Raw genomic sequence first — 22,879 nt, forward strand, 5'->3', positions numbered from 1 at the left:
AAAGGTGGAACCATGGACAGCAGCCCGAAGACCTCCGTTTCCCCCACCGTGACGCCCGATGAGCTCGCGCGCGTCGCGGCCGGCACCCACGGGGACCCGCACACGGTCCTCGGGCCGCACCTCGAGGGCTCGGCCGTCGTCATCCGCGCACTGCGGCCGCTCGCGGACTCCGTCATCGTCGTCACGGCCGACGGCGAGTGGCCGGCCGAGCACGTGCACGAGGGGGTCTGGGCGGCGACGCTGGCGAGCACGACCGTGCCGGACTACCGGCTGCGCGTGACCTACGGCGAGCTGACCACGCTCGTGGACGACCCGTACCGCTTCTGGCCGAGCATCGGGGAGCTCGACCTGCACCTGATCGGCGAGGGCCGGCACGAGGAGCTCTGGACCATCCTCGGCGCGAACCTGCACACGTATCCCAGCGCGAGTGGCGACGTGCACGGCACCTCGTTCGCCGTCTGGGCCCCGAACGCCAAGGCCGTGCACGTCATCGGCGACTTCAACCTCTGGCAGGGGGCCTCGCACGCGATGCGCGTGCTCGGCTCGAGCGGCGTGTGGGAGCTCTTCGTTCCCGACCTCGGCGCGGGCACCCGCTACAAGTTCGAGATCCTCGGCAACGACGGCGCGTGGCGGCAGAAGGCCGACCCGCTCGCCAAGGGCGCCGAGACGCCGCCCGCGACGGCGTCGGTCGTGATCGACTCGAGCTACGACTGGCAGGACGCCGACTGGCTCACCGCGCGCTCGGCGACGGACCCGCACGCCGGGCCGATGAGCATCTACGAGGTGCACCTCGGCTCCTGGCGGCCCGGCCTGACGTACCGCGAGCTCGCCGTCCAGCTCACCGAGTACGTCGTCGCGATGGGCTTCACGCACATCGAGCTCATGCCCGTCGCCGAGCACCCGTTCGGCGGCTCGTGGGGCTACCAGGTGTCGTCGTACTTCGCGCCGACCGCCCGGTTCGGCCACCCCGACGACTTCCGATACCTCGTCGACTCGCTGCACCGCGCCGGCATCGGCGTGATCCTCGACTGGGTCCCCGCGCACTTCCCCAAGGACGAGTGGGCCCTCGGCCGCTTCGACGGCACCGCGCTGTACGAGCACCCGGACCCCCAGCGCGGCGAGCAGATGGACTGGGGCACCTACGTCTTCAACTTCGGCCGGCGCGAGGTGCGCAACTTCCTGGTCGCGAACGCGACGTACTGGTTCGAGGACTTCCACCTGGACGGCCTGCGCGTCGACGCCGTCGCCTCGATGCTGTACCTCGACTACTCGCGCGAGGCCGGGCAGTGGCAGCCGAACATGTACGGCGGCCGCGAGAACCTCGAGGCGATCTCGTTCCTGCAGGAGGCCAACGCAACGGCCTACCGCCGCACGCCCGGCGTGATGCTCATCGCCGAGGAGTCGACCGCGTTCCCGGGAGTCACGGCCCCGACCAGCGTGGGCGGGCTCGGCTTCGGGCTGAAGTGGAACATGGGGTGGATGAACGACACCCTGCGCTACCTCGCGGAGGCCCCGATCAATCGTCGGTACCACCACCACGAGGCGACCTTCTCGCTCGTGTATGCGTTCTCCGAGCATTTCGTCCTGCCGATCAGCCACGACGAGGTCGTGCACGGCAAGGGGTCGCTGCTGACGAAGATGCCCGGCGACCACTGGCAGCAGCTGGCCGGCGTGCGCGCGCTGCTCGCCTACCAGTGGTCGCACCCCGGCAAGCAGCTGATCTTCATGGGCTGCGAGTTCGCCCAGCCGCAGGAGTGGAGCGAGGGTCGGGGTCTCGACTGGGGCACCCTCGACGACCCGGGTCACGCGGGCGTCCAGCGCGCTCTCGTCGACCTCAACGCGGTCTACAAGGCCTATCCCGCCCTATGGTCGCGCGACTTCGACCACACGGGCTTCGAGTGGATCGACTCGAACGACGCCAACCACAACGTGCTGGCCTACCTCCGGTGGGACACCGACGGCAACTCCGTCGCCGTCGTGATCAACTTCGCGGGCGTGCCGCACGAGGGCTACCGCCTGGCCCTGCCTTCCGGCGGAGCCTGGCGCGAGGTCCTGAACACCGACTCGCAGGAGTACGGCGGCTCCGGCGTCGGCAACCTCGGCCTCGTGTACGCCGAACCCGTGCCGTGGAACGGCCGGCCGTTCTCCGTCCGGCTGCGCGTCCCCCCGCTCGGGGCGCTCTACCTGGTCCCGGCCGAGACCGACTGACCCGCGCGGCGCTTCGGCGCTTCGGCGCTTCGGCACTTCGGCGCTTCGCGCGCCGCTCGAGTTCGAGTTCGAGTTCGCGAGTCTGTGCCGAGTTCGCGGATCTCGATCCGGTCCTCGGTGCGGAATGGCGAACTCGCGGGCGGGTGCCTGACTCACCGAGGCCGTGATCGAGGTGGGCTGCGCCGTGGACGCTGACGGCGTGCACCCGTGGCCGGTCGCGCCCGTCGAGGGCCACATGCTCGGACTGATGTCGCAGGTGAAGGCGGCTGAGCAGCTGACGATCGGTGCCGCGCTCGAGGGGTCTGCCGAGCTGGCGTGGAAGGCGTTCGGGCTGCACCCGCTCGTCGATTCCGTCGCGGTCGGCCGCTCGTTGCTGTCCGGCTACACCCAGGCCTTCCCCGACCTTGGCCGCGCGTTGTCCTGAGGCCCGCTGTTGGGCCCGAGTTCGTCATTCCTTGGGTGGCGAGTTCGTCCCTGTGTGGCGAGTTCGTCGTTGTGTGGTGAGTTCGTCCGTCCTCGTGGACGTTCTCGGCGGGGAAGGACGAACTCGCTGGTTTGGGGACGACAAAGAGCCACCCCCGAAGGGGTGGCTCTTTGTGTAATGGTTGTCCGGCGGCGACCTACTCTCCCACACAGTCTCCCGTGCAGTACCATCGGCGCAGAGGGGCTTAGCTTCCGGGTTCGGAATGGGACCGGGCGTTTCCCCCTCGCTATGACCGCCGTAACTCTATGGAGATATCTGGTTGCGGGTATACCCGTCCGTATCTCGGGAACCGCACAGTGGACGCATGGCAACAGTGTAAGTGTGTCAAGTTATCGGCTTATTAGTACCGGTCAGCTTCACGGGTCTTTAGTCCCCGCTTCCACATCCGGCCTATCAACCCAGTGGTCTAGCTGGGAGCCTCTCGGGACGTATCCCATGGAAACCTCATCTTGAAGCAGGCTTCCCGCTTAGATGCTTTCAGCGGTTATCCCTTCCGAACGTAGCTAACCAGCCGTGCTCCTGGCGGAACAACTGGCACACCAGAGGTTCGTCCGTCCCGGTCCTCTCGTACTAGGGACAGCCCTTCTCAAGTTTCCTGCGCGCGCAGCGGATAGGGACCGAACTGTCTCACGACGTTCTAAACCCAGCTCGCGTACCGCTTTAATGGGCGAACAGCCCAACCCTTGGGACCTACTCCAGCCCCAGGATGCGACGAGCCGACATCGAGGTGCCAAACCATGCCGTCGATATGGACTCTTGGGCAAGATCAGCCTGTTATCCCCGGGGTACCTTTTATCCGTTGAGCGACGGCGCTTCCACAAGCCACCGCCGGATCACTAGTTCCGACTTTCGTCCCTGCTCGACCTGTCAGTCTCACAGTCAAGCTCCCTTGTGCACTTGCACTCGACACCTGATTGCCAACCAGGCTGAGGGAACCTTTGAGCGCCTCCGTTACATTTTAGGAGGCAACCGCCCCAGTTAAACTACCCATCAGGCACTGTCCCTGATCCGGATTACGGACCGAGGTTAGATATCCAGAGCGACCAGAGTGGTATTTCAACGTTGACTCCACCGACACTGGCGTGCCGGCTTCACAGTCTCCCACCTATCCTACACAAGCCGCACCGAACACCAATACCAAACTATAGTAAAGGTCCCGGGGTCTTTCCGTCCTGCTGCGCGTAACGAGCATCTTTACTCGTAGTGCAATTTCGCCGAGTTCACGGTTGAGACAGCGGAGAAGTCGTTACGCCATTCGTGCAGGTCGGAACTTACCCGACAAGGAATTTCGCTACCTTAGGATGGTTATAGTTACCACCGCCGTTTACTGGGGCTTAAATTCTGAGCTTCGCCTTGCGGCTGACCCGTCCTCTTAACCTTCCAGCACCGGGCAGGCGTCAGTCCGTATACATCGTCTTGCGACTTCGCACGGACCTGTGTTTTTAGTAAACAGTCGCTTCTCCCTGGTCTCTGCGACCTTCGAACGCTCCCCCAGCTAGTGGGTTCACGCCTCAGGCCCCCCTTCTCCCGAAGTTACGGGGGCATTTTGCCGAGTTCCTTAACCATGATTCTCTCGATCGCCTTAGTATTCTCTACCTGATCACCTGAGTCGGTTTAGGGTACGGGCGGCTAGAATCTCGCGTCGAGGTTTTTCTTGGCAGCATAGGATCACCCAATCATCCCGCATAAGCGGTCACCATCAGTTCTCAGGCTTAACAAGAGGCGGATTTGCCTACCTCTTACCCTACAACCTTGGACGTGGACTACCATCGCCACGCTGGGCTACCTTCCTGCGTCACCCCTGTTAATACGCTTACCTAATAGCAGTTCGGTTCGCGCGCTCCCCCGGCACGTCCCCGAAGGGATCTAGCCGGCTTCAGGCGCTTAGCATCACCACGGTCGGTATGGGCGATTCTTCGCCGGTACGGGAATATCAACCCGTTGTCCATCGACTACGCCTGTCGGCCTCGCCTTAGGTCCCGACTTACCCAGGGCGGATTAGCCTGGCCCTGGAACCCTTGATCATTCGGCGGACGGGTTTCTCACCCGTCTTTCGCTACTCATGCCTGCATTCTCACTCGTGTAGGCTCCACCGCTGGGTTACCCCGCGGCTTCACTGCCCACACGACGCTCCCCTACCCATCCACACACCTGGACCACGAAGGCCTGGTTATTATGTGAATGCCACAGCTTCGGCGGTATGCTTGAGCCCCGCTACATTGTCGGCGCGGAATCACTTGACCAGTGAGCTATTACGCACTCTTTCAAGGGTGGCTGCTTCTAAGCCAACCTCCTGGTTGTCTGTGCAACTCCACATCCTTTCCCACTTAGCATACGCTTGGGGGCCTTAGCTGGTGGTCTGGGCTGTTTCCCTCTCGACAACGGAGCTTATCCCCCGTAGTCTCACTGCCACGCTCTCACTTACCGGCATTCGGAGTTTGGCTAACGTCAGTAACCTTGTAGGGCCCATTAGCTATCCAGTAGCTCTACCTCCGGCAAGAAACACGTGACGCTGCACCTAAATGCATTTCGGGGAGAACCAGCTATCACGGAGTTTGATTGGCCTTTCACCCCTAACCACAGGTCATCCCCTCGGTTTTCAACCCAAGTGGGTTCGGTCCTCCACGCGGTCTTACCCGCGCTTCAACCTGCCCATGGCTAGATCACTCCGCTTCGGGTCTAGAGCACGCGACTGAATCGCCCTGTTCGGACTCGCTTTCGCTACGGCTTCCCCACACGGGTTAACCTCGCCACGTACCACTAACTCGCAGGCTCATTCTTCAAAAGGCACGCTGTCACCCCTGCTAGGGAGGCTCCAACGGATTGTAGGCACACGGTTTCAGGTACTATTTCACTCCCCTCCCGGGGTACTTTTCACCTTTCCCTCACGGTACTTGTCCGCTATCGGTCACTAGGTAGTATTTAGGCTTAGACAGTGGTCTGTCCAGATTCACACGGGATTTCTCGGGCCCCGTGCTACTTGGGATCCCCTTCGGGAGGCCACGCCATTTCGTCTACGGGGGTCACACCCTCTGTGCCGGGCCTTTCAATGCCCTTCGACTATGACGCGACTTTCTGACTCCCTATCACCTCGGCAGAGGCAATGGAAAGGTCCCACAACCCCGACTACGCAACGCCTGCCGGCTTGAACACGCAATCGGTTTGGCCTGTTCCGCTTTCGCTCGCCACTACTCACGGAATATCTCTTCCTGTCGGTACTGAGATGTTTCACTTCCCGACGTTCCCTCCACACACCCTATATATTCAGGTGCGGGTCACTGGACATGACTCCAGCGGGGTTTCCCCATTCGGACATCCTCGGATCACGGTTCGTTTGCCAACTCCCCGAGGCTTATCGCAGGCTACAACGTCCTTCTTCGGCTCCTAGTGCCAAGGCATCCACCATGTGCCCTTAAAAACTTGACAACATTAATCTTCTTGCAAAGATCTTCTTACAAAGATGCTCGCGTCCACTGTGCAGTTCTCAAGCTACGGGCGATCCCACGCTCCCCAACCACACCCTTAGGGTGCATCGGCTGGTTCACCGTGATCCGCAGCCACCACCAAACCCCACCATGACGGCGACGATCTGGTCGGTCTGGTCTCACACCCACTGGCATGACCCCAGACCCTGGCGGCCTGAAAGCAACAAGCTTGCGCCCGTGCCCTCAGGACCCAACAACGTGCCCAGCCAACCCCTGCCCCACCTCGCCGCGTTCCACCCCACGCAAGCGCAGGAGTACTAGCAGCTTCCGCAGGTCGCGGTCAGCCATAGTCGATGTTCCACCCGTGAGCACTGCCCCCGACGCGTTCGGCCGGGGCACAGGCCTGGACACCACCAGCAACCCACTACAGGAAACCAGCTAGTGCCAGAGCTCCTTAGAAAGGAGGTGATCCAGCCGCACCTTCCGGTACGGCTACCTTGTTACGACTTAGTCCCAATCGCCAGTCCCACCTTCGACAGCTCCCTCCCCACAAGTGAGGTTGGGCCACCGGCTTCGGGTGTTACCGACTTTCGTGACTTGACGGGCGGTGTGTACAAGGCCCGGGAACGTATTCACCGCAGCGTTGCTGATCTGCGATTACTAGCGACTCCGACTTCATGGGGTCGAGTTGCAGACCCCAATCCGAACTGAGACCGGCTTTTTGGGATTCGCTCCACCTCGCGGTATCGCAGCCCTTTGTACCGGCCATTGTAGCATGCGTGAAGCCCAAGACATAAGGGGCATGATGATTTGACGTCATCCCCACCTTCCTCCGAGTTGACCCCGGCAGTCTCCTATGAGTCCCCGCCATAACGCGCTGGCAACATAGGACGAGGGTTGCGCTCGTTGCGGGACTTAACCCAACATCTCACGACACGAGCTGACGACAACCATGCACCACCTGTACACCGACCTTGCGGGGAGCACATCTCTGCACTTTTCCGGTGTATGTCAAGCCTTGGTAAGGTTCTTCGCGTTGCATCGAATTAATCCGCATGCTCCGCCGCTTGTGCGGGCCCCCGTCAATTTCTTTGAGTTTTAGCCTTGCGGCCGTACTCCCCAGGCGGGGCACTTAATGCGTTAGCTGCGGCACGGAACTCGTGGAATGAGCCCCACACCTAGTGCCCAACGTTTACGGCATGGACTACCAGGGTATCTAATCCTGTTCGCTCCCCATGCTTTCGCTCCTCAGCGTCAGTTGCGGCCCAGAGACCTGCCTTCGCCATCGGTGTTCCTCCTGATATCTGCGCATTCCACCGCTACACCAGGAATTCCAGTCTCCCCTACCGCACTCTAGTCTGCCCGTACCCACTGCAAGCCCGAGGTTGAGCCTCGAGTTTTCACAGCAGACGCGACAAACCGCCTACGAGCTCTTTACGCCCAATAATTCCGGACAACGCTTGCGCCCTACGTATTACCGCGGCTGCTGGCACGTAGTTAGCCGGCGCTTCTTCTGCAGGTACCGTCACGACCGAGAAAACCCGACCACTTCTTCCCTGCTGAAAGAGGTTTACAACCCGAAGGCCTCCATCCCTCACGCGGCGTCGCTGCATCAGGCTTTCGCCCATTGTGCAATATTCCCCACTGCTGCCTCCCGTAGGAGTCTGGGCCGTATCTCAGTCCCAGTGTGGCCGGTCGCCCTCTCAGGCCGGCTACCCGTCGTCGCCTTGGTGAGCCATTACCTCACCAACAAGCTGATAGGCCGCGAGTCCATCCCAGACCGATAAATCTTTCCAGACACTACCCATGCAGGCATGTCTCATATCCGGTATTAGCTCCGATTTCCCGAAGTTATCCCAGAGTCAGGGGCAGGTTACTCACGTGTTACTCACCCGTTCGCCACTGATCCACCAAAGCAAGCTTCGATTTCACCGTTCGACTTGCATGTGTTAAGCACGCCGCCAGCGTTCGTCCTGAGCCAGAATCAAACTCTCCGTAAATGTCTATAAGCAACCCCACCACCAAAGCAGCAAGGCAACCGACAAAACGAAACGACCCCGAAGGGCCAGTTGAACTGACCAAAAAACAGGCACCCCCCACTGACGGAAAGGCACCTGCATTAAGCCAATTTAAAATTCACCAACCCACAACAACCAGACAAAAGCCCAGCCATCACAAGCCAATGAACCAAATGGCATCGACTACTTAGCACGCTGTTGAGTTCTCAAGGAGCGGACGCGCATCCGGTGCCGGTCTCACGACCAGCCCGAAGACAACCGTTCTAACTTAGCCGGTCCAGGCCCTCCGGTCAACTCCGCGAAATGCTCGGATCCGACCGGCTGACATGCTTCCAGCCCATGCTCCGCACGCGTTCGTAGCCCGGCACTTTTACGCGCCGAGTCGATCTGCACGGATTGGCCGCCTGCGGGACCAGCCACCGGCCACGTTTTGCAACGTTTCGGTGTCTGTTTCTCCCTGCTGGGCGACGTTGAGAAGACTACGCAGCGCCTGCCCCGGGGGTCAAATTCCGGCGGCGTGAGCCCCGTCACGCCGGCGCCGAGGCGCTGATCTGCGGCGATGGCGGGGCTCACGCGAGCTCGAGCAGGGCGCAGCGCCAGTCAGTACAGCGCGTTCGCCAGCGCGCGACGCGCCTGCGGCACGCGCGGATCGTCGGCACCCACGACCTCGAACAGGTCGACGAGCCGCACGCGAACCCGCTCCCTGTCCTCGCCCGCGGTCAGGCGCACGAGGTCGACGAGCCGGCTGAACGCGTCATCCACGTGTCCGGTGAGCACGTCCAGGTCGGCCACGAGCAGCTGTGCGTCGACGTCGGTCGGCCGGTCCGCCCCGGCGGTCCGGACACTCGCCTGGTCGAGGTCGCGCGTGCGCTGCAGCAGACCCACCTGCGCGAGCCCAGCCCGTGCCATGTCGTCGCGCGGGTTCTCCCGCAACGCCTGCCCGTACGCGGCCGCGGCCGCGTCGAGGTCGTCTCGCTCGATCGCGTCGTACGCCTCCTGGTGCAGTGGCGCGAGCGGGGGCTCCTCGAGCTCGACCGGCTCGGGCTGCCCCGACCCCGCGCCGGCCGGGGCGACGCCCGTGACGTTGTTCGTGGCGGCGGCGGCGAGCAGCTGGTCGAGCACGGGCGCGATCTGATCGGCCGGGTGCGCACCCTGGAACAGCGGCACTGGCTGCCCGGCCAGGATGGCGACGACCGACGGGATCTCCTGGACCTGGAATGCGGTCGCGATCTGCGGATTGGTGTCGACGTCGATCCGGGCGAGCTGGAACCGGCCGCCGTACCGGGCGGCGAGCCCGCCCAGGTCGACCGCGAGCTGCGCACTCTCGGGGCTCCGCCCCGACCAGAGCAGCACGACCACGGGGTACTGGGTCGAGCTCTGCACGAGGTCCGGGAAGGTCTCCTCGGTCGTGTCGATGACGTAGCCGCCGGCCGCCGGGATCCCTCCGGGCACCCCGGGCGGCGGAGCGGCGGGCCGGCCGAGCCCCGCGAGGTCGACCGCCCCGCGGACGTCGAATCGGGGCTGAGGGCTGCTGGGTTGGCTCATGGGTTCGCTTCTCCCTGGCTCTGACCGGTCAGGAACCGGTGACGGACGTGCGGATGTGCTCGGCTCCCAGCACCTGGATCTGCGCTGCGGAGGCGGCGGGCGGGACGTAGAAGGCAACGACGTCGGCGTAGGTGACGTTGAGGGCGTTGCGGAGCTCGGCGCCGGCGGCGAGGGCGCCCCCGGAGACGGCGGCCAGCTCCGGCGGCAGCACCACGGACGCATCGCTGAAGGTGAGCGCCGACGTCGTCGTCATGGCGGCGACGACGAGCGCGCCGCCGTCGGCGGTCGACAGCGCGAACGTCTGGTCGGCGACCGGCGCGTACGTCTCGGTGAACGTGCCCGCAGTCTGGCTGGCGATCGCGGCGAACGGCGCGCGGCCGCCGGCGATGCCGGCGCGGTACGAGTCGGGCGCCACGAACTGCGAGACGAAGGCCGAGGCGTCGCCGTTGAGCAGGACGTCCGCGTAGTGCGCGACGGTGTCGGTGGGGCTGACCACGAGCTCCGCGCTGTCGAGCGGGACGGCGGTGCTGCCGACCTCCGGCGTCGCGGTCGCCGGCATCTCGACGCCGGGCAGGAGGCGGGCCCAGCCCCACAGCGTGTAGCCGCTGCGCGCGCTCGCCTGCTGCAGGACCAGCAGGCGTGGGCTGGTCAGGTCGTCGGGCTGCTCGCTGATCACGAACTGCGTACGCGGCCAGCCCTGGGTGGTCGGGACGATCAGCGTCTGGGCGTCGAACTGCAGCGCCGTGAGCCCCTTCGCGCCGGCCGTCGCGGTCGACGCCGCGTACTCGGCGGTCCGGCTCGCGAGGGCGGGGCCCGAGACCCTGGCCTCGAGCCCGACGGCGGACAGGGCCGCATCGGAGGTCGTCACGGCGGACCCGATCGCGTCGAGCACGCCGTCGGCCTGACCGATGGTCAGCACCGGCGGGGGCACCGCGGGCGTCGCGCCGGGGATCGGCTGCGGCAGGTCCGCCGCGCAGCCCGCGAGCAGCAGGCACGCGCTCGCGACTGCGGCGACCGGGCGTAGGACACCCGCCGGCCGCCGGACTGCGGAGGGACGGGCATCCGGGCGACGGCGCATCAGGAGTCCTTCCCTTCGGGGGTGTGGGGTTCGGGGGTCGTGCGCGGTTCGGTGGCGGTGCTCGCGCCCGGGTCGGGCTCGGCGCCCTCGCCGGGGAAGCCCCACGCGCGCCGCCAGGCGTCCGCGCGCGAGCCCGGTGCCGCGACGGGCGCCGGTTCCGCGGGCGCGGCCGCGAGGTCGCCGCCCACGGCACCAGCCGCCGACGGCGCGGCGTCCGCCGGGCGGGCATCGGCCGGACCGGCGTCGCTCGCGGCGGGCGCGGGACGGCGCGGCGTCCAGCCCCCGGTGAGCCGGGACCGAGCGCTTCGTGCGGCCGGTGCGGGTTCGGCAGCGGGGGGTTCGGCAGCGGCAGGAACGACAGCGGTGAGATCGACAGCGGTGAGATCGACAGCGGCAGGAACAGCGCCCGCGGGATCGATGGGCCGACCGGAACCGGCGGACCCAGCGGTCCCGGCGGACCCGGCGGAGCCGACGACCACGGCGGAGTCGATCGCCGCGACGTGCGCCTGCGGAGCAGGGGCCACCGCGGGCACCTCGCCGGTCCGCGTGGCCCCGGCCTCGTCCGTGCCACCTGAGCCGCCTGAGCCGCCCTGGCCGCGCCAGCGCAGCGACACCCGACCAGCCGAGCGTGCGCTCGCCGCGGCGGCTGCCTCGGCCTCGCGGATCTGGCGGCGGGTCAGGATCACGGTGGGCTGGCCATCGTCGGCCGCCACCTGCGCGGGGGTGCGGGTGCCGACGTTCGCGGCGGACGAGCGGATCGGGATCGTCGACAGCGAACCCGTCGCGACCGACACCCAGTCCGCGTCCGGGGCGCGGCGCGCGCGGCGCCAGGCCCTGAGGCCGAGACCGAGGCCGACCAGGAGCAGGAGGGCGCCGAGGGCGACGCCGGGCACGAGCCACGGGGTGGTCACGGTCTGCGGCCAGGAGAGCTGGACCTCGGGCGCGCCGGCGCCGTCGCCGACCCCCGCCGCGAGCAGCGTCCACCGGCCCGCCACCGGGGTCCAGGGCAGCTCGGCGCTCGTGGCGCCCGAGGCCCGGGCGAGCCACATGTCCGAGCCTTCGGGGTCGGGCGCGGGCGTCTCGGCGGGAGCCGCCTCGACCGGCGCGGAGCCGTCGGCGGGCGCCGCGGCCGCCTCGGCCGGGGCCTCGGACTCGACGGCCGACGTCGTGAGCGTGTGCAGGTCCGCGAGCCCGGTGACGACCGTGTGGGCGTCCGGGCCGACCCAGCCCGCGACGTCGACCTCCTGGCCGATCGCGAGCACGACCTTGGTGCCGCCGGTCGCGCGGGCGGTCACGGTGACAGGGCTGCCGCCGAGCTCGAGGACCCCGGGCGCGGTGATCACCAGGGTGCCGGACTCGCCCGCGGGCGCGGTCACGACGAGGGTGTCGGAGGCCCTCCAGACCGTGGCGGACGCGACGCCGAGGCCGATGCAGACCAAGCCGAGGATGCCGAGAACAGCGGCGAACGTTCGTTGCAGCACGCACTAGCCCTTTCAGAGATGACGTTCCACCATAGGCGAGGAGCGCCGCGGGGGCGGCCCGGAGGCCCCGTGGTCGCCAACGGGCACCGGCCGACCGCCCGCGACGGATACCCTGGCGGCTGACGGCTGGTAGGTCCGCCGGCGCGCGTCGAGGCTGCGCCCGGTCGAGTCACCGGTATGGCCAGAAGAACACCGGTATGTCCAGGAGGATGCAGTGTCCGACGACCGTTCGCCCTTTCCCGTAGTCAACTTCCGCGGCTACGACCGTGCGCCGGTCGACGCCCGGCTCGCCCAGCTCGAGCAGTCCCTCACCGAGGCGCGGGCCCAGGTCGAGGCCCTCGACGGCCGCACGCTGCAGGTCGCCGGTGAGCTATCCGAGGCCCACCGCCAGCTGCGCGAGGCCGAGCGGCCGACGTACTCGGGCCTCGGCTCGCGGATCGAGCAGCTCCTGCGCTCGGCCGAGGAGCAGTCGTCCGACGTCGTCTCGCAGGCCAACTCCCAAGCCTCGGACGCCCTCGCCCGCGCGAAGCTCGCCGCCGGCCAGTTGCGCGCCCGCGCGGAGAACGAGGTCGCCGAGATGCTCGCGACGACGCGCCGCGAGGCCGAGGAGGTGCGCACGACCGCCGCAAGCGAGTCGGAGAGCACGCTGCTCGACGCGCAGCGCCGCGCCGAGGAGCTCGTCGGATCGGCCGAGCGCGAGGCCGCCCGCATCCAGAGCGCGATCACGACCGAGGAGAGCGAGCGCCGCACCGGCCTCGAGCGCGAGCTCGGCACACTCCGAGCCACCGTCGAGCGCGAGACGACCGAGCTGCGCGTCACGACCGAGCGGACCGCGGCCGAGCTGCGCTCGACGACCGAGGACGCGACCTCGGCGCAGCGCGCCGACGCCGATCGCTACTCGCAGGACCTGCGCCAGTCCGCCGACCAGGACACGACGACCCTGCGGCAGCGGGTCGAGAACGAGGTCGCCGCCCTGCGCGCCGACGCGGAGACCTACTCCGCCACCCTGCGGTCCACCGTCGAGGCGGAGGTCGCGCAGCTGCAGCAGCGCACCGGCGCCGAGGTCGCGACCCTGCGCTCCCAGACCCAGCTGTACGCCGACGGCGTGCGCGCCGCCGCCGACCGTGACGCGGCCGACCTGCGTCAGCGCGCCGTCGCGGAGGCCGCCGCGGTGCGCGCCGAGGCCGATCAGTACGCCGGCTTCGTGCACGCGACCGCTGACCGCGAGGTCGGCGAGCTTCGCTCCGCGCTGGTCGACGAGCTCGCGGCGGTGCGCGCCGAGGCCGAGCGCGAGGTCGCCGAGCTCCGGTCCGCCGCCGACCAGTACGCGTCCGAGCTGCGCGCGAGCGCCGACCGCGAGACCACCGAGCAGCGCGAGAGCGCGCTGCTCGAGAGCACCCACCTGCGCCGCACAGCCGAGCGCGAGACCACCGAGCTGCGCGCCCTCGCGGCACGGGAGACCACCGAGCTGCGCTCGACGACCGAGCGCGACGCCGCCGAGCTGCGCGACGGCACGCGCCTGGAGGTCGAGCGGCTCATCACCGAGGCGCAGCGCGCCGCGGCGGAGGCTGCGACGGCGGCCAAGGCGGTCGCCGACGCGCGGCTCCAGCAGGCCACGCAGGCCCTGGCCGACGCCGAGCTCGAGATCGCGACGCGGCGCGAGGCGTCCGAGCGCGCCGAGGCCGAGCGGCACGAGGCGGCCCGAGCCGAGTCCGAGCGGCTCGTGCGGGACTCCGAGGCGCACGCCTCGGAGGCCGAGCAGCGGGTGGCCAACGCGCTCGAGCGGGCCGAGCAGGTCCGCAAGGACGCGGACGCCCACGCGAAGGAGCTGCTGTCGAACGCCCGACGCAACGCCGACCGGGTCGTGTCCGAGGCGCGCGAGCACGCCGAGAAGAGCCTGTCGGAGTCGATGATCGAGGCCGAGCGCGAGCGCACGACGGCCCAGCGGCAGGTCGAGGACCTCAATCACCAGCGCGAGGCGATCACGTCCTACCTCGACGAGCTGCGCAACCTGCTCGGCAACGACCCGGTCCCGAGCCGCATGGCGCTCGAGCGGGCGAGCCAGACCGAGGCGAACTTCGAGGCGAAGGCGACCAAGGGCGGCCGCAAGGCCAAGAGCGCGCCCGCGCCGGCGGCGCCCCCCACCCCGCGACTGTCGGACGCCACGCCCCGGGCCGCCGAGCCCGTCAGCGAGCCGGCCAAGCCGGCCAGCGAGCCGGCCGCGGCGCCGACCGACGACGCGGCGGCTGATGCTGCTGCCGGCGCCGCGCCCACCGGCACCGCTCCCACCGGCACCGCTCCCACCGGCACCGCTCCCACCGAAGCCGCGCCTACCGGAGCAGCGCCCACCGACGCGGCGCACGACGCCGACGCCGAGCCCGCGGGCGACGAGGTCTCCACCGCAGCAGCCGACGCAGCGAGCACGCCGCGATGACACCGGCACCCGCCGACGACGACGCCACCTGGCGCTCGCGTCGGCGGGAGGCCGCCGCCGACCACGCGAGCGCGCTCGAGCGCAAGCAGGCCGGCGAGTCCCAGCAGGCGCGCGCGCTGATCGCCGAGTTCGTCGCGGCGGCGGCCGCGCGGGGCGTGCCCGCGGTGCCGCTGGAGGCCCGCAGCTACGCGGGAAGGTCGCGGTACCGCACCACGCTGCGCGGGTGGTACCTACGCCAGAACGAGTCGGTCGCGGTCGCGACGGACGGCGAGTTCTACGTGCTCAGCGTCGCCGCGAGCCTGCGGGCCCGCCTGCGCGGCGCGACCCCGCCCGCCAGCGACCCGCCGCTGATCCTCGGCAAGGGCGGCCGGGACGGCGAGTCGATGGACCTCGCCGACGCGCTCGCCCGGATCCTCGACCGGGCCACCTGAGTCGCGACGCGCCCCGCACCGGTCCCGCTCGGTCCGGGCGGGTCAGACCCGATCAGGGCGGGTCAGACCCGATCAGGGCGAGTCAGGCCCGATCTACCCGCAGCGCCAGCGCGTCCAGGGCGGCCGCGACCGGCTCCGGGTTCTCGACGCTCGTCAGGTGCCCCGCCCGGGGGACGACGACGAGCACGGCGTCCGGCAGCGCCGCCGCCTCGTGCTCGGCGGCCGCGAGCGGCGCGATCGCGTCCTCCGCCCCGACCAGCACGAGCGCCGGTCCGGCGAAGCCTGCGAGCACCGCGGTGCGGTCCGGCCGCGCCGCCATCGCCCGCTGCGACCACGCGATGCCGGCGGGGCCCTGCCCGCGGATCCAGTGCTCGACGAGCCCGACCAGCTCCGGCTGACGCTCCCGGCTGGTCTCCCCGAGCAGCGCGCGGGCCATCCCGAGCACCGCGTCGACCCGGCCCTCGGCGAGCACCGCGGCGGCGATGCGCAGGCGGCCCGCGCGCGCGGCGTCGTCGTCGGTCGTCGACTTCGTGTCGAGCAGGCCGAGGCCGGCGACGAGCGCCGGGTGCCGCTCGGCCAGGGCCATCGCCACGTACCCGCCCATCGAGAGCCCCGCTACGACGGCGCGCTCGACGCCCGCCGCGCGCAGGGTCGCGGCGACGGCGTCGGCGGCGGCGTCGATGGACGGCTCGGCGGGCGCCGCGAGCGCGCCGGCCACGTCGTCGCCCGAGGGCGAGTCCCCGAGCCCCGGCAGGTCGGGCGCGAGAACCGTGCGGTCCCCCGGCAGGAGCGCGGCGACGTCGTCCCACATGCGGTGGTCGAGCGGGAAGCCGTGCAGCAGCGCGAGCGGCACCGGCCCGGCCGGGCCGGTGCGGTAGGTGTGCACGGCGAGCAGGCCGTCGATGGTCATGGTTCCTCCAGCGCGTGGGGTGGCGACTCGGGCGACGTTTCGGGCAGCACGTGGCGGACGATCTCGGCGAGCACCCGCCGCACCGCGGGCTCGCCGACCCACAGGTGTCGCGCGCCCTCGACGGCGATGACCTCGGCCTGGCGCACCGCCGCGAACCGGCGGCGGGCCTGCGCGGGCGACAGGTAGAGGTCGAGCTCGGGGACGATCGCGACCAGCGGCGTGCCGGCGGCGTCCCACGCCGCGAGGTCCGCGTCGGTGGCGCGGTGCAGCGGCGGAGAGAGCAGGATCGCGCCCTCGATGGCGGGCGCGGTCGACCGCAGGCCGTGCATGAGCGCGAGCTCGGTGCCGAACGACCAGCCGACGAGCCAGGGCCGGGGCAGCCCCCGCCCGGCCGCGAAGGCGCGCGCGGCGTCGACGTCGAGGCCCTCCGCGGCGCCGCCGTCGAACGAGCCCTCGCTCGTGCCGCGCGGGGACGACGTCCCGCGCGTGTTGAACCGCAGCACGGCCAGGCCCGCGAGCGCGGGGAGCCGCCAGGAGGCCTTGCGCAGCACGTGCGAGTCCATGTACCCGCCGTGCGTGGGCAGCGGGTGCAGCGTGACGAGGGTCGCGACGGGCGGGCGGTCGAGCGGCAGCGCGAGCTCGCCGACGAGCGTCAGGCCGTCCGCCGTGCGCAGCACGACGTCCTCGCGCCGCGCGGGCAGCACGCTCAGCGAGCGCACGTCAGGCGCGGACCCGGCCTGCAGGTGGCCGGCGGGCGCGGGCCCCGGATCGCGCACCTAGCGCCGTCGGCCGCGCGCGGCCCAGCAGGACCGGTGCCAGTGGCGCCGCGCCTCGAGCGACGCCTGCGCGCCCAGGAGACCGTCGGACGCCCACGCCACGAGGTGCGGCGTGCCCGGCGCGATCAGCTGCTGGCAGCCCGGGCAGCGAAACGTTCGCTCGGAGCCGTTGACGGACTGCACGGTCCACGCCCCGTCCGCCGCGTCCTCGCTGCTGCGGCCGCCGAGCGCGCGCTGCAGGTCGAGCGGCGGCGGGCCGCCGACACCGCCCCGCGGGTGCCGCTTGGAGCTCCGACCACTAGGCATGCCCCTATCCTCCCCCACCCGTCGCCGCGCCACCCGTGCGGCCGGCTCGCCACCCGTGCGGCCGACCCACCACCCGGACGGCTACTCGAGGGTGTTCGTGCTCAGGAGGCGCTGGTACCAGCGGGCCGAGTCCTTCCAGGTGCGCTCCTGGGTGCCGTAGTCGACCCGGATGATGCCGAAGCGGCGGTCGTAGCCGTACGCCCACTCGAAGTTGTCGAGCAGGGACCAGACGAAGTACCCGCGCACGTCCGCGCCGGCGTCCATCGCGACCCCCATGGCCTCGAGGTGGTCGTGCAGGTAGGCGACGCGCGCGTCGTCGTGCACGAGGCCGTCGGCGCTGACGTCGTCGGCGAACGCGGCGCCGTTCTCCGTGATCATCATGGGCTGGTCCGGGTAGGCCGCGTGCAGGCCGAGCAGGAGCTCGGTCAGGCCGCCGGGGTCGATGTTCCAGCCCATGGCGGTGTGCGGGCCGGGCTGGGCCAGGAACTCGACGTCGTCGACGCCGACCCACGGGCTCGCGTCCGAGTCGCGGTGGCCGTCGTCCTGGGACCGCTCCCCCTCGCCCGAGAAGTGCCGCACGCGGCCGGTCGAGTAGTAGTTCACGCCGAGGACGTCGAGCGGCACGTGGATGAGCTCGAGGTCGCCGGCCTGGACGAAGGCCCAGTCGGTGACCGCGGCGGTGTCCGCGAGCAGGTCGGCCGGGTAGGCCCCCTCGAGCACCGGGCCGAGGAACGCCCGGTTGCCGACGGCGTCGATCCGGCGCACCGCGTCGACGTCGGCGGCCGACGTCGGGTCGTCGGGCCGGCTTACGTGCAGGTTGAGCGTGATCGACAGCGGGGTGTCCGCGCCCAGCACCGCGCGGATCGCGCGGCCGGCGAGCCCGTGCGCGAGGTTGAGGTGATGGACGGCCGCGAGCGCGTCCGCGCCGTCCGTGCGCCCGGGCGCGTGCACGCCCGAGGCGTACCCCAGGTACGCGGCGCACCACGGCTCGTTGAACGTGGTCCAGACCGACACGCGCGAGCCCAGCTCGACGGCCATCCGCTCGGCGTAGGCCGCGAACAGGTAGGCCGTGTTGCGGTTGACCCAGCCGCCCGCGTCCTCGAGCTCCTGCGGCAGGTCCCAGTGGTAGAGCGTCACCACGGGGTCGATGCCCGCCTCGATCAGGGCGTCCACGAGCGTCGCGTAGAACGCGATGCCCTCGGGGTTGAACTCGCCGGTGCCGCCCGGCTGCACGCGCGACCAGGAGATCGAGAACCGGTAGGCGCCGAGCCCCAGCGCCTTCATCTGCGCGATGTCCTCGCGCCAGCGGTGGTAATGGTCGGCCGCGACGTCGCCCGTGTCGCCGTTGAGGGTGGCCCCCGGGGTGTGGCTGAACGTGTCCCAGATCGACGGGCCGCGCCCGCCCTCGGAGACGGCACCCTCGATCTGGTACGCGGCCGTGGCCGAGCCCCAGAGGAAGTCGGCGGGGAACGTGCGTGTGCTGCTCATCGTCGAGGTGGTCCTTCGTGTCGGGGTCGGAACGGTTCGGGTGCGCGAGTCAGAGCGCGAGCTCCAGGCGCGAGGCACCGGGCTCGGCCGACACCGTACGCGGGTCCGGGCCGACGACGCGGGCCGACCACGCGCCGGTCGCACCCTCGGCCTCGATGAGCACGCGATCGCCGGTCCGGCTCACGGTGAACGTCGCCGCGACGGCGCCGCCGAGCGCGGGCACCTCCACGACGGTGCGCGCGCCGTCCGCGATCTCGTACAGGTCGAGCCGGACGCCGTCGGCGTAGTCGTAGTCGGGCCGGTCGGTGCGCGCGCCGATCGGGAGCACCGTCCCGGGCCGCACGAGCAGCGGCAGCGTGTCGATCGCGCACCGCTGCGCGACCCAGCGCGGCCCGGTGACCTGCGCCCCGGTGACCAGGTGCGTCCACGTGCCCTCGGGCACGTAGTACTCCACGTCCCCGCTGGCCGAGAAGACCGGCGCCACGAGCAGCGCGTCGCCGAGCAGGTACTGGGTGTCGAGCGCCGCCGCGGCACGGTCGTGCGGGAACTCGAGCAGCATGGGCCGCAGCATCGGCGTGCCAGCCGTGTGGGCCTCGCCGGCGACGCGCGCGAGGTACGGCATGAGCGACAGCTTGAGCTGGGTGAACGTGCGGGTGATGTCGACGGCCTCCTCGTCGAAGGCCCACGGCACCCGCACCGAGCCGGACCCGTGCAGCCGGCTGTGCGAGGACAGCAGCCCGAAGGCGAGCCAGCGCTTGAACACCGTGGGGTCGGGGGTGCCCTCGAACCCGCCGATGTCGTGGCTCCAGAAGCCGAACCCCGACAGCGCGAGCGACAGCCCGCCGCGCAGGGTCTCGGCCATCGCCTCGAACGTCGAGTAGCAGTCGCCGCCCCAGTGCACGGGCAGCTGCTGCCCGCCGGCGGTCGCCGAGCGGGCGAAGAGCACCGCGTCGCCCTCGCCGCGCCGCGCGACGAGCAGGTCGAACACGCACTTGTTGTAGGCCTGAGCGAAGTAGTTGTGCATGCGCTGCGGGTCCGAGCCGTCGTGCCAGGCGACGCCCTCGGTCGGGATGCGCTCGCCGAAGTCGGTCTTGAACGCGTCCACCCCCATCCCGAGTAGGCGGTCGAGCTTGCCCGTGAACCACGCCGCGGCGGCGGGGTTGGTGAAGTCGACCAGCCCCATCCCGGCCTGCCAGTGATCCCACTGCCACACGGAGCCGTCGGTCCGCTTGAGCAGGAAGCCCTGCGCCGCCGCCTCGGCGAACAGCGGCGAGCGCTGCGCGATGTACGGGTTGATCCACACGCAGATCTTCAGGCCGCGGGCCCGCAGCCGGGTCAGCATGCCCTCCGGGTCCGGGAACGTGCGCGGGTCCCACTCGAAGTCGCACCAGTTGAACTCGCGCATCCAGAAGCAGTCGAAGTGGAACACCGACAGCGGCAGGTCGCGCGCGGCCATCTCGTCGATGAAGCCCGAGACGGTCGCCTCGTCGTAGCTGGTTGTGAACGACGTCGACAACCAGAGCCCAAACGACCACTCCGGGACGCGCGCGGGGCGACCGGTCAGGGCGGTGTACTTGCGCAGCACCTCCTTGGGGGTCGGTCCGTAGATGACGAAGTACTCGAGCGACTGCCCGCGCACGCTGAACTGGCTGCGCGAGACGTGCTCGGAGCCGACCTCGAACGAGACGAGCTCGGGGTGGTTGACGAACACGCCGTAACCGCGGTTCGTGAGGTAGAACGGCACGTTCTTGTAGGCCTGCTCGCTCGACGTGCCACCGTCGGCGTTCCAGATGTCGACGCTCTGGCCGTTCTTGACGTACGGGCCGAAGCGCTCCCCCAGCCCGAAGACGAGCTCGCCGACGCCGAGGGTGAGCTGCTCGTGCACGTAGTGCGCGCCGTCGTCGGCCGCGACGAGCCCGATGCCCTTGTGCGGGCTCGACGTGAGCACCGCGCCCGCGGCCTCGAAGTCGACCTGCCAGCCCGCGCCCCGGTGCACCCGCACCGAGAGCGCGCCCGAGGTCAGCACGCCGGCCTCGTCGTCGACGGCGACCTTGACCGGCACGCGCTCGTCGCCGCCCAGGACGAACGACGGCCCGGCGTCGACGGCGCCCTGGTGGTGCTCGATCCGGACCCGGATCACGTCGTCCATCGGCGAGCTGTAGGTCACGGTCGCGATGGGCCGGTTCAGGGTGTCGCCCCGGCCGACGATCCGCGCGGTCGGCGCGTACACCGTCATCGAGTCGTGGTCGGACCAGACGTCGTACGCCTGGGCCGGGTGCAGCGGGTGCATCCCGTCGCGCACGAGCCAGTAGCCGTCGGTGAACTTCATGGTGGAACCGTCCTTGTGAGGTCTGCGGGCTACTTGACCGCGCCGGCGGTGATGCCGCGCGTGAGCGTGCGCTGGAAGATGAGGAAGAAGATCACCGCTGGCAGGAGGCTGATGAGCGAGCCCGCGTTGATCGTCGGGGCGTCCATGAGCCGGTCACCCTGCAGCGAGGCGAGCGCGACGGGGATCGTCTGCGTCGCGTTGTCGATGAGCATGACGAGCGGGATGAAGAACTCGTTCCAGGTCCAGATGAAGAAGAAGATCACCAGGACCGACAGCGTGGGGCGGCTGATCGGGAAGACCACGCGCCACAGCACCTGCCACTTGTTCGCGCCGTCGAGCGCCGCGGCCTCGAGCACCGACGGCGGGAAGGTCGCGAAGACGGACTGGAGCAGGTACGTGCCGAACGCGCTCTGGATCACCGTGAAGATGATGATGACCGACCACTGGTTGTTGTACAGGCCCGTCTGCTTCGCGAGGTAGTAGAGCGGGTAGATGAGGGACTCCTGCGGCAGCATGTTCGCGAGTAGGAACAGGCCGACGATCCACAGCCGCCCGCGCACCCGGCCGATGCCGAGCGCGTACGCGTTCAGGAGCGAGACGAGCGTGGCGAGGATCGCCACCGCGCCGCTGATCCAGATCGAGTTGACCAGCTTCTCGGGGAAGTTGACCCGGTTCCAGAAGTTGACCAGCCCGTCGAAGTACAGGTGCGACGGCAGGCTGACCGGCCCGTTGGCCGCGTAGTCGGCGGGCGACTTGAACGCGTTGAGCAGCATGATCACGAACGGGATCATCATCGCCAGCGCGAGGCCCAGCGCGACGGCCAGGATGAGCCAGCGCGACTTGCCGTGCTGGAAGCGCGTGCCGCGCCGGGGGGCGATGGCGGCGGGGGTCGCGGTCAGAACCGCGGAATCGGTGGCCATGTCAGCTGCCCTCCTTGCGCTCGCTCGACGCCTGCGCCCGGATGAACGCGATCGAGACGATGACGACGATGATGGTCAGGACGGTGGCGATCGCCGCGCCGTAGCCGACCTGGGACTTGGGGAAGAAGTTCTGGTAGGAGAAGTAGGACGGCACGTTCGTCGTGTTCTCGGGGCCGCCCTTGGTCAGCACGTAGATCGGGCCGAACACCTTGAGCGCGGCGATCGTGCAGGTCAGGGTCACGACGAACGTCTCCGGCTTGATCTGCGGGAGCGTGATCGCGCGGAACCGTGCGAACCAGCCCGCTCCGTCGAGCTCGGCTGCCTCGTAGAGCTCGGGGTCCACGCGCTGCAGCGCGGCCATGAAGATCACGACGGGGTACCCGAGCTGGACCCAGATCATCACGAGCATGACGGTCGGCATCGCCGTCGTGGTGTCGCCGAGCCAGTTCAGCGCGAGCGAGTCGAGCCCGATCTGGCGCAGGAAGACGTTGAGCGCGCCGGTCTGCGGGTTGAGGATCCAGCCCCACAGGATGCCCGCGACCGCGACGGGGAGGATCTGGGGCAGGTAGTAGGTCGCGCGCAGCGCACTGGCGACCTGGCCGTTGAACCGCTTGCCGAGGTAGTCGAACAGGACCGACGCGAGGAGCAGGCCGAGCAGCGTCGGGACCACGACCATCGCGACGATCATCGCGAGGGAGTTCCGGAACGACAGCCAGAACGTCTCGTCCGAGAGCAGCCGCGTGTAGTTGTCGAGGCCGACCCAGCGCGGCGTGCCGAGCCCGGGCCACTTCGTGAAGCTCAGGTACAGATTCATCACGAACGGCACGACGATCACGGCGATGAACAAGATCGCGCCGGGGATGAGGTACGCCCAGTACACGCCGCCCGAACCGGACCTGCCGCGAGTTCGCCCCGCAGGCGGCCGGCGTACGCGCACGCTCGGGTCCGAAGTTGTCACCATGATGGCAGTGCCTTTCGGTAGATCACGTCTGCGCTCGGGTCGGCGCGCGCAGCTGTGCGCGCGGCGCCAGGGGGCGCCGCGACGG

General features: G+C 69.3%; 14 protein-coding genes and 3 rRNA genes. 4 read left to right on the forward strand and 13 right to left on the reverse strand.

What is annotated here, in order from left to right; translation table 11 throughout:
• Positions 1-12: 12 nt before the first annotated feature.
• On the forward strand, positions 13-2,208 hold the full coding sequence (gene glgB, locus J4E96_RS15525; protein WP_227422974.1) for a 1,4-alpha-glucan branching protein GlgB: 2,196 nt from the start codon (positions 13-15) through the stop codon (positions 2,206-2,208).
• Between the two features lie 163 nt (positions 2,209-2,371).
• Positions 2,372-2,632 (forward strand): family 4 glycosyl hydrolase, encoded by a 261-nt coding sequence (locus tag J4E96_RS15530; RefSeq protein ID WP_264466157.1) that lies wholly within the window; start codon positions 2,372-2,374, stop codon positions 2,630-2,632.
• 183 nt (positions 2,633-2,815) lie between these two features.
• On the opposite strand, the gene rrf is transcribed toward J4E96_RS15530, so the two are convergent.
• The 6 genes from rrf to J4E96_RS15560 all read right to left on the reverse strand — a co-directional run bounded on the left by rrf (position 2,816) and on the right by J4E96_RS15560 (position 12,239).
• A 5S ribosomal RNA gene (gene rrf / locus J4E96_RS15535) occupies positions 2,816-2,932 on the reverse strand.
• A gap of 80 nt (positions 2,933-3,012) precedes the next feature.
• A 23S ribosomal RNA gene (locus tag J4E96_RS15540) occupies positions 3,013-6,118 on the reverse strand.
• 457 nt (positions 6,119-6,575) lie between these two features.
• Positions 6,576-8,117 (reverse strand): 16S ribosomal RNA (locus J4E96_RS15545).
• Together the 16S, 23S and 5S rRNA genes form the textbook arrangement of a ribosomal RNA operon.
• Before the next feature lie 618 nt (positions 8,118-8,735).
• Complete coding sequence (locus tag J4E96_RS15550; protein WP_227422975.1) at positions 8,736-9,680, reverse strand: tetratricopeptide repeat protein; 945 nt, start codon at positions 9,678-9,680, stop codon at positions 8,736-8,738.
• Positions 9,681-9,708: 28 nt separating this feature from the next.
• On the reverse strand, positions 9,709-10,758 hold the full coding sequence (locus tag J4E96_RS15555) for a hypothetical protein (protein ID WP_227422976.1): 1,050 nt from the start codon (positions 10,756-10,758) through the stop codon (positions 9,709-9,711).
• A complete protein-coding gene (locus tag J4E96_RS15560) occupies positions 10,758-12,239 on the reverse strand; it encodes a hypothetical protein (protein ID WP_227422977.1) in 1,482 nt (493 codons plus the stop codon). The genes J4E96_RS15555 and J4E96_RS15560 overlap by 1 nt, the downstream gene beginning before the upstream one ends.
• A gap of 214 nt (positions 12,240-12,453) precedes the next feature.
• Here J4E96_RS15560 and J4E96_RS15565 point away from each other — a divergent pair, with 214 nt between their 5' ends.
• Both J4E96_RS15565 and J4E96_RS15570 read left to right on the forward strand, forming a co-directional pair.
• Positions 12,454-14,673 (forward strand): hypothetical protein, encoded by a 2,220-nt coding sequence (locus J4E96_RS15565; RefSeq protein ID WP_227422978.1) that lies wholly within the window; start codon positions 12,454-12,456, stop codon positions 14,671-14,673.
• Positions 14,670-15,104, forward strand: a complete 435-nt coding sequence (locus J4E96_RS15570) for a hypothetical protein (protein WP_227422979.1) — start codon at positions 14,670-14,672, stop codon at positions 15,102-15,104. Before J4E96_RS15565 ends, J4E96_RS15570 begins: the two co-directional genes overlap by 4 nt.
• Positions 15,105-15,186: 82 nt before the next feature.
• Here J4E96_RS15570 and J4E96_RS15575 read toward each other — a convergent pair whose 3' ends face one another.
• The 7 genes from J4E96_RS15575 to J4E96_RS15605 all read right to left on the reverse strand — a co-directional run bounded on the left by J4E96_RS15575 (position 15,187) and on the right by J4E96_RS15605 (position 22,794).
• Positions 15,187-16,014, reverse strand: a complete 828-nt coding sequence (locus tag J4E96_RS15575; protein ID WP_227422980.1) for an alpha/beta fold hydrolase — start codon at positions 16,012-16,014, stop codon at positions 15,187-15,189.
• Positions 16,011-16,790 carry an alpha/beta hydrolase gene (locus J4E96_RS15580; protein WP_227422981.1) on the reverse strand — a complete coding sequence of 260 codons (780 nt, stop codon included), beginning with the start codon at positions 16,788-16,790 and terminating at the stop codon, positions 16,011-16,013. The genes J4E96_RS15575 and J4E96_RS15580 overlap by 4 nt, the downstream gene beginning before the upstream one ends.
• A complete protein-coding gene (locus J4E96_RS15585) occupies positions 16,791-17,096 on the reverse strand; it encodes a hypothetical protein (protein ID WP_227422982.1) in 306 nt (101 codons plus the stop codon).
• An 81-nt stretch (positions 17,097-17,177) separates the two neighbouring features.
• Entirely contained in the window at positions 17,178-18,584 is a 1,407-nt protein-coding gene (locus tag J4E96_RS15590; protein WP_227422983.1) for a GH1 family beta-glucosidase, read from the reverse strand.
• A gap of 49 nt (positions 18,585-18,633) precedes the next feature.
• Positions 18,634-20,913 carry an alpha-xylosidase gene (gene yicI / locus J4E96_RS15595; protein ID WP_227422984.1) on the reverse strand — a complete coding sequence of 760 codons (2,280 nt, stop codon included), beginning with the start codon at positions 20,911-20,913 and terminating at the stop codon, positions 18,634-18,636.
• A 29-nt stretch (positions 20,914-20,942) separates the two neighbouring features.
• Complete coding sequence (locus J4E96_RS15600) at positions 20,943-21,833, reverse strand: carbohydrate ABC transporter permease (protein WP_227422985.1); 891 nt, start codon at positions 21,831-21,833, stop codon at positions 20,943-20,945.
• Position 21,834: 1 nt separating this feature from the next.
• Positions 21,835-22,794: a carbohydrate ABC transporter permease gene (locus J4E96_RS15605; protein ID WP_227422986.1), complete on the reverse strand. Its 960-nt coding sequence runs from the start codon at positions 22,792-22,794 to the stop codon at positions 21,835-21,837.
• Between the last annotated feature and the right edge of the window lie 85 nt (positions 22,795-22,879).

It is taken from the genome of Pengzhenrongella sicca (assembly GCF_017569225.1).
Lineage (GTDB): Bacteria > Actinomycetota > Actinomycetes > Actinomycetales > Cellulomonadaceae > Pengzhenrongella > Pengzhenrongella sicca.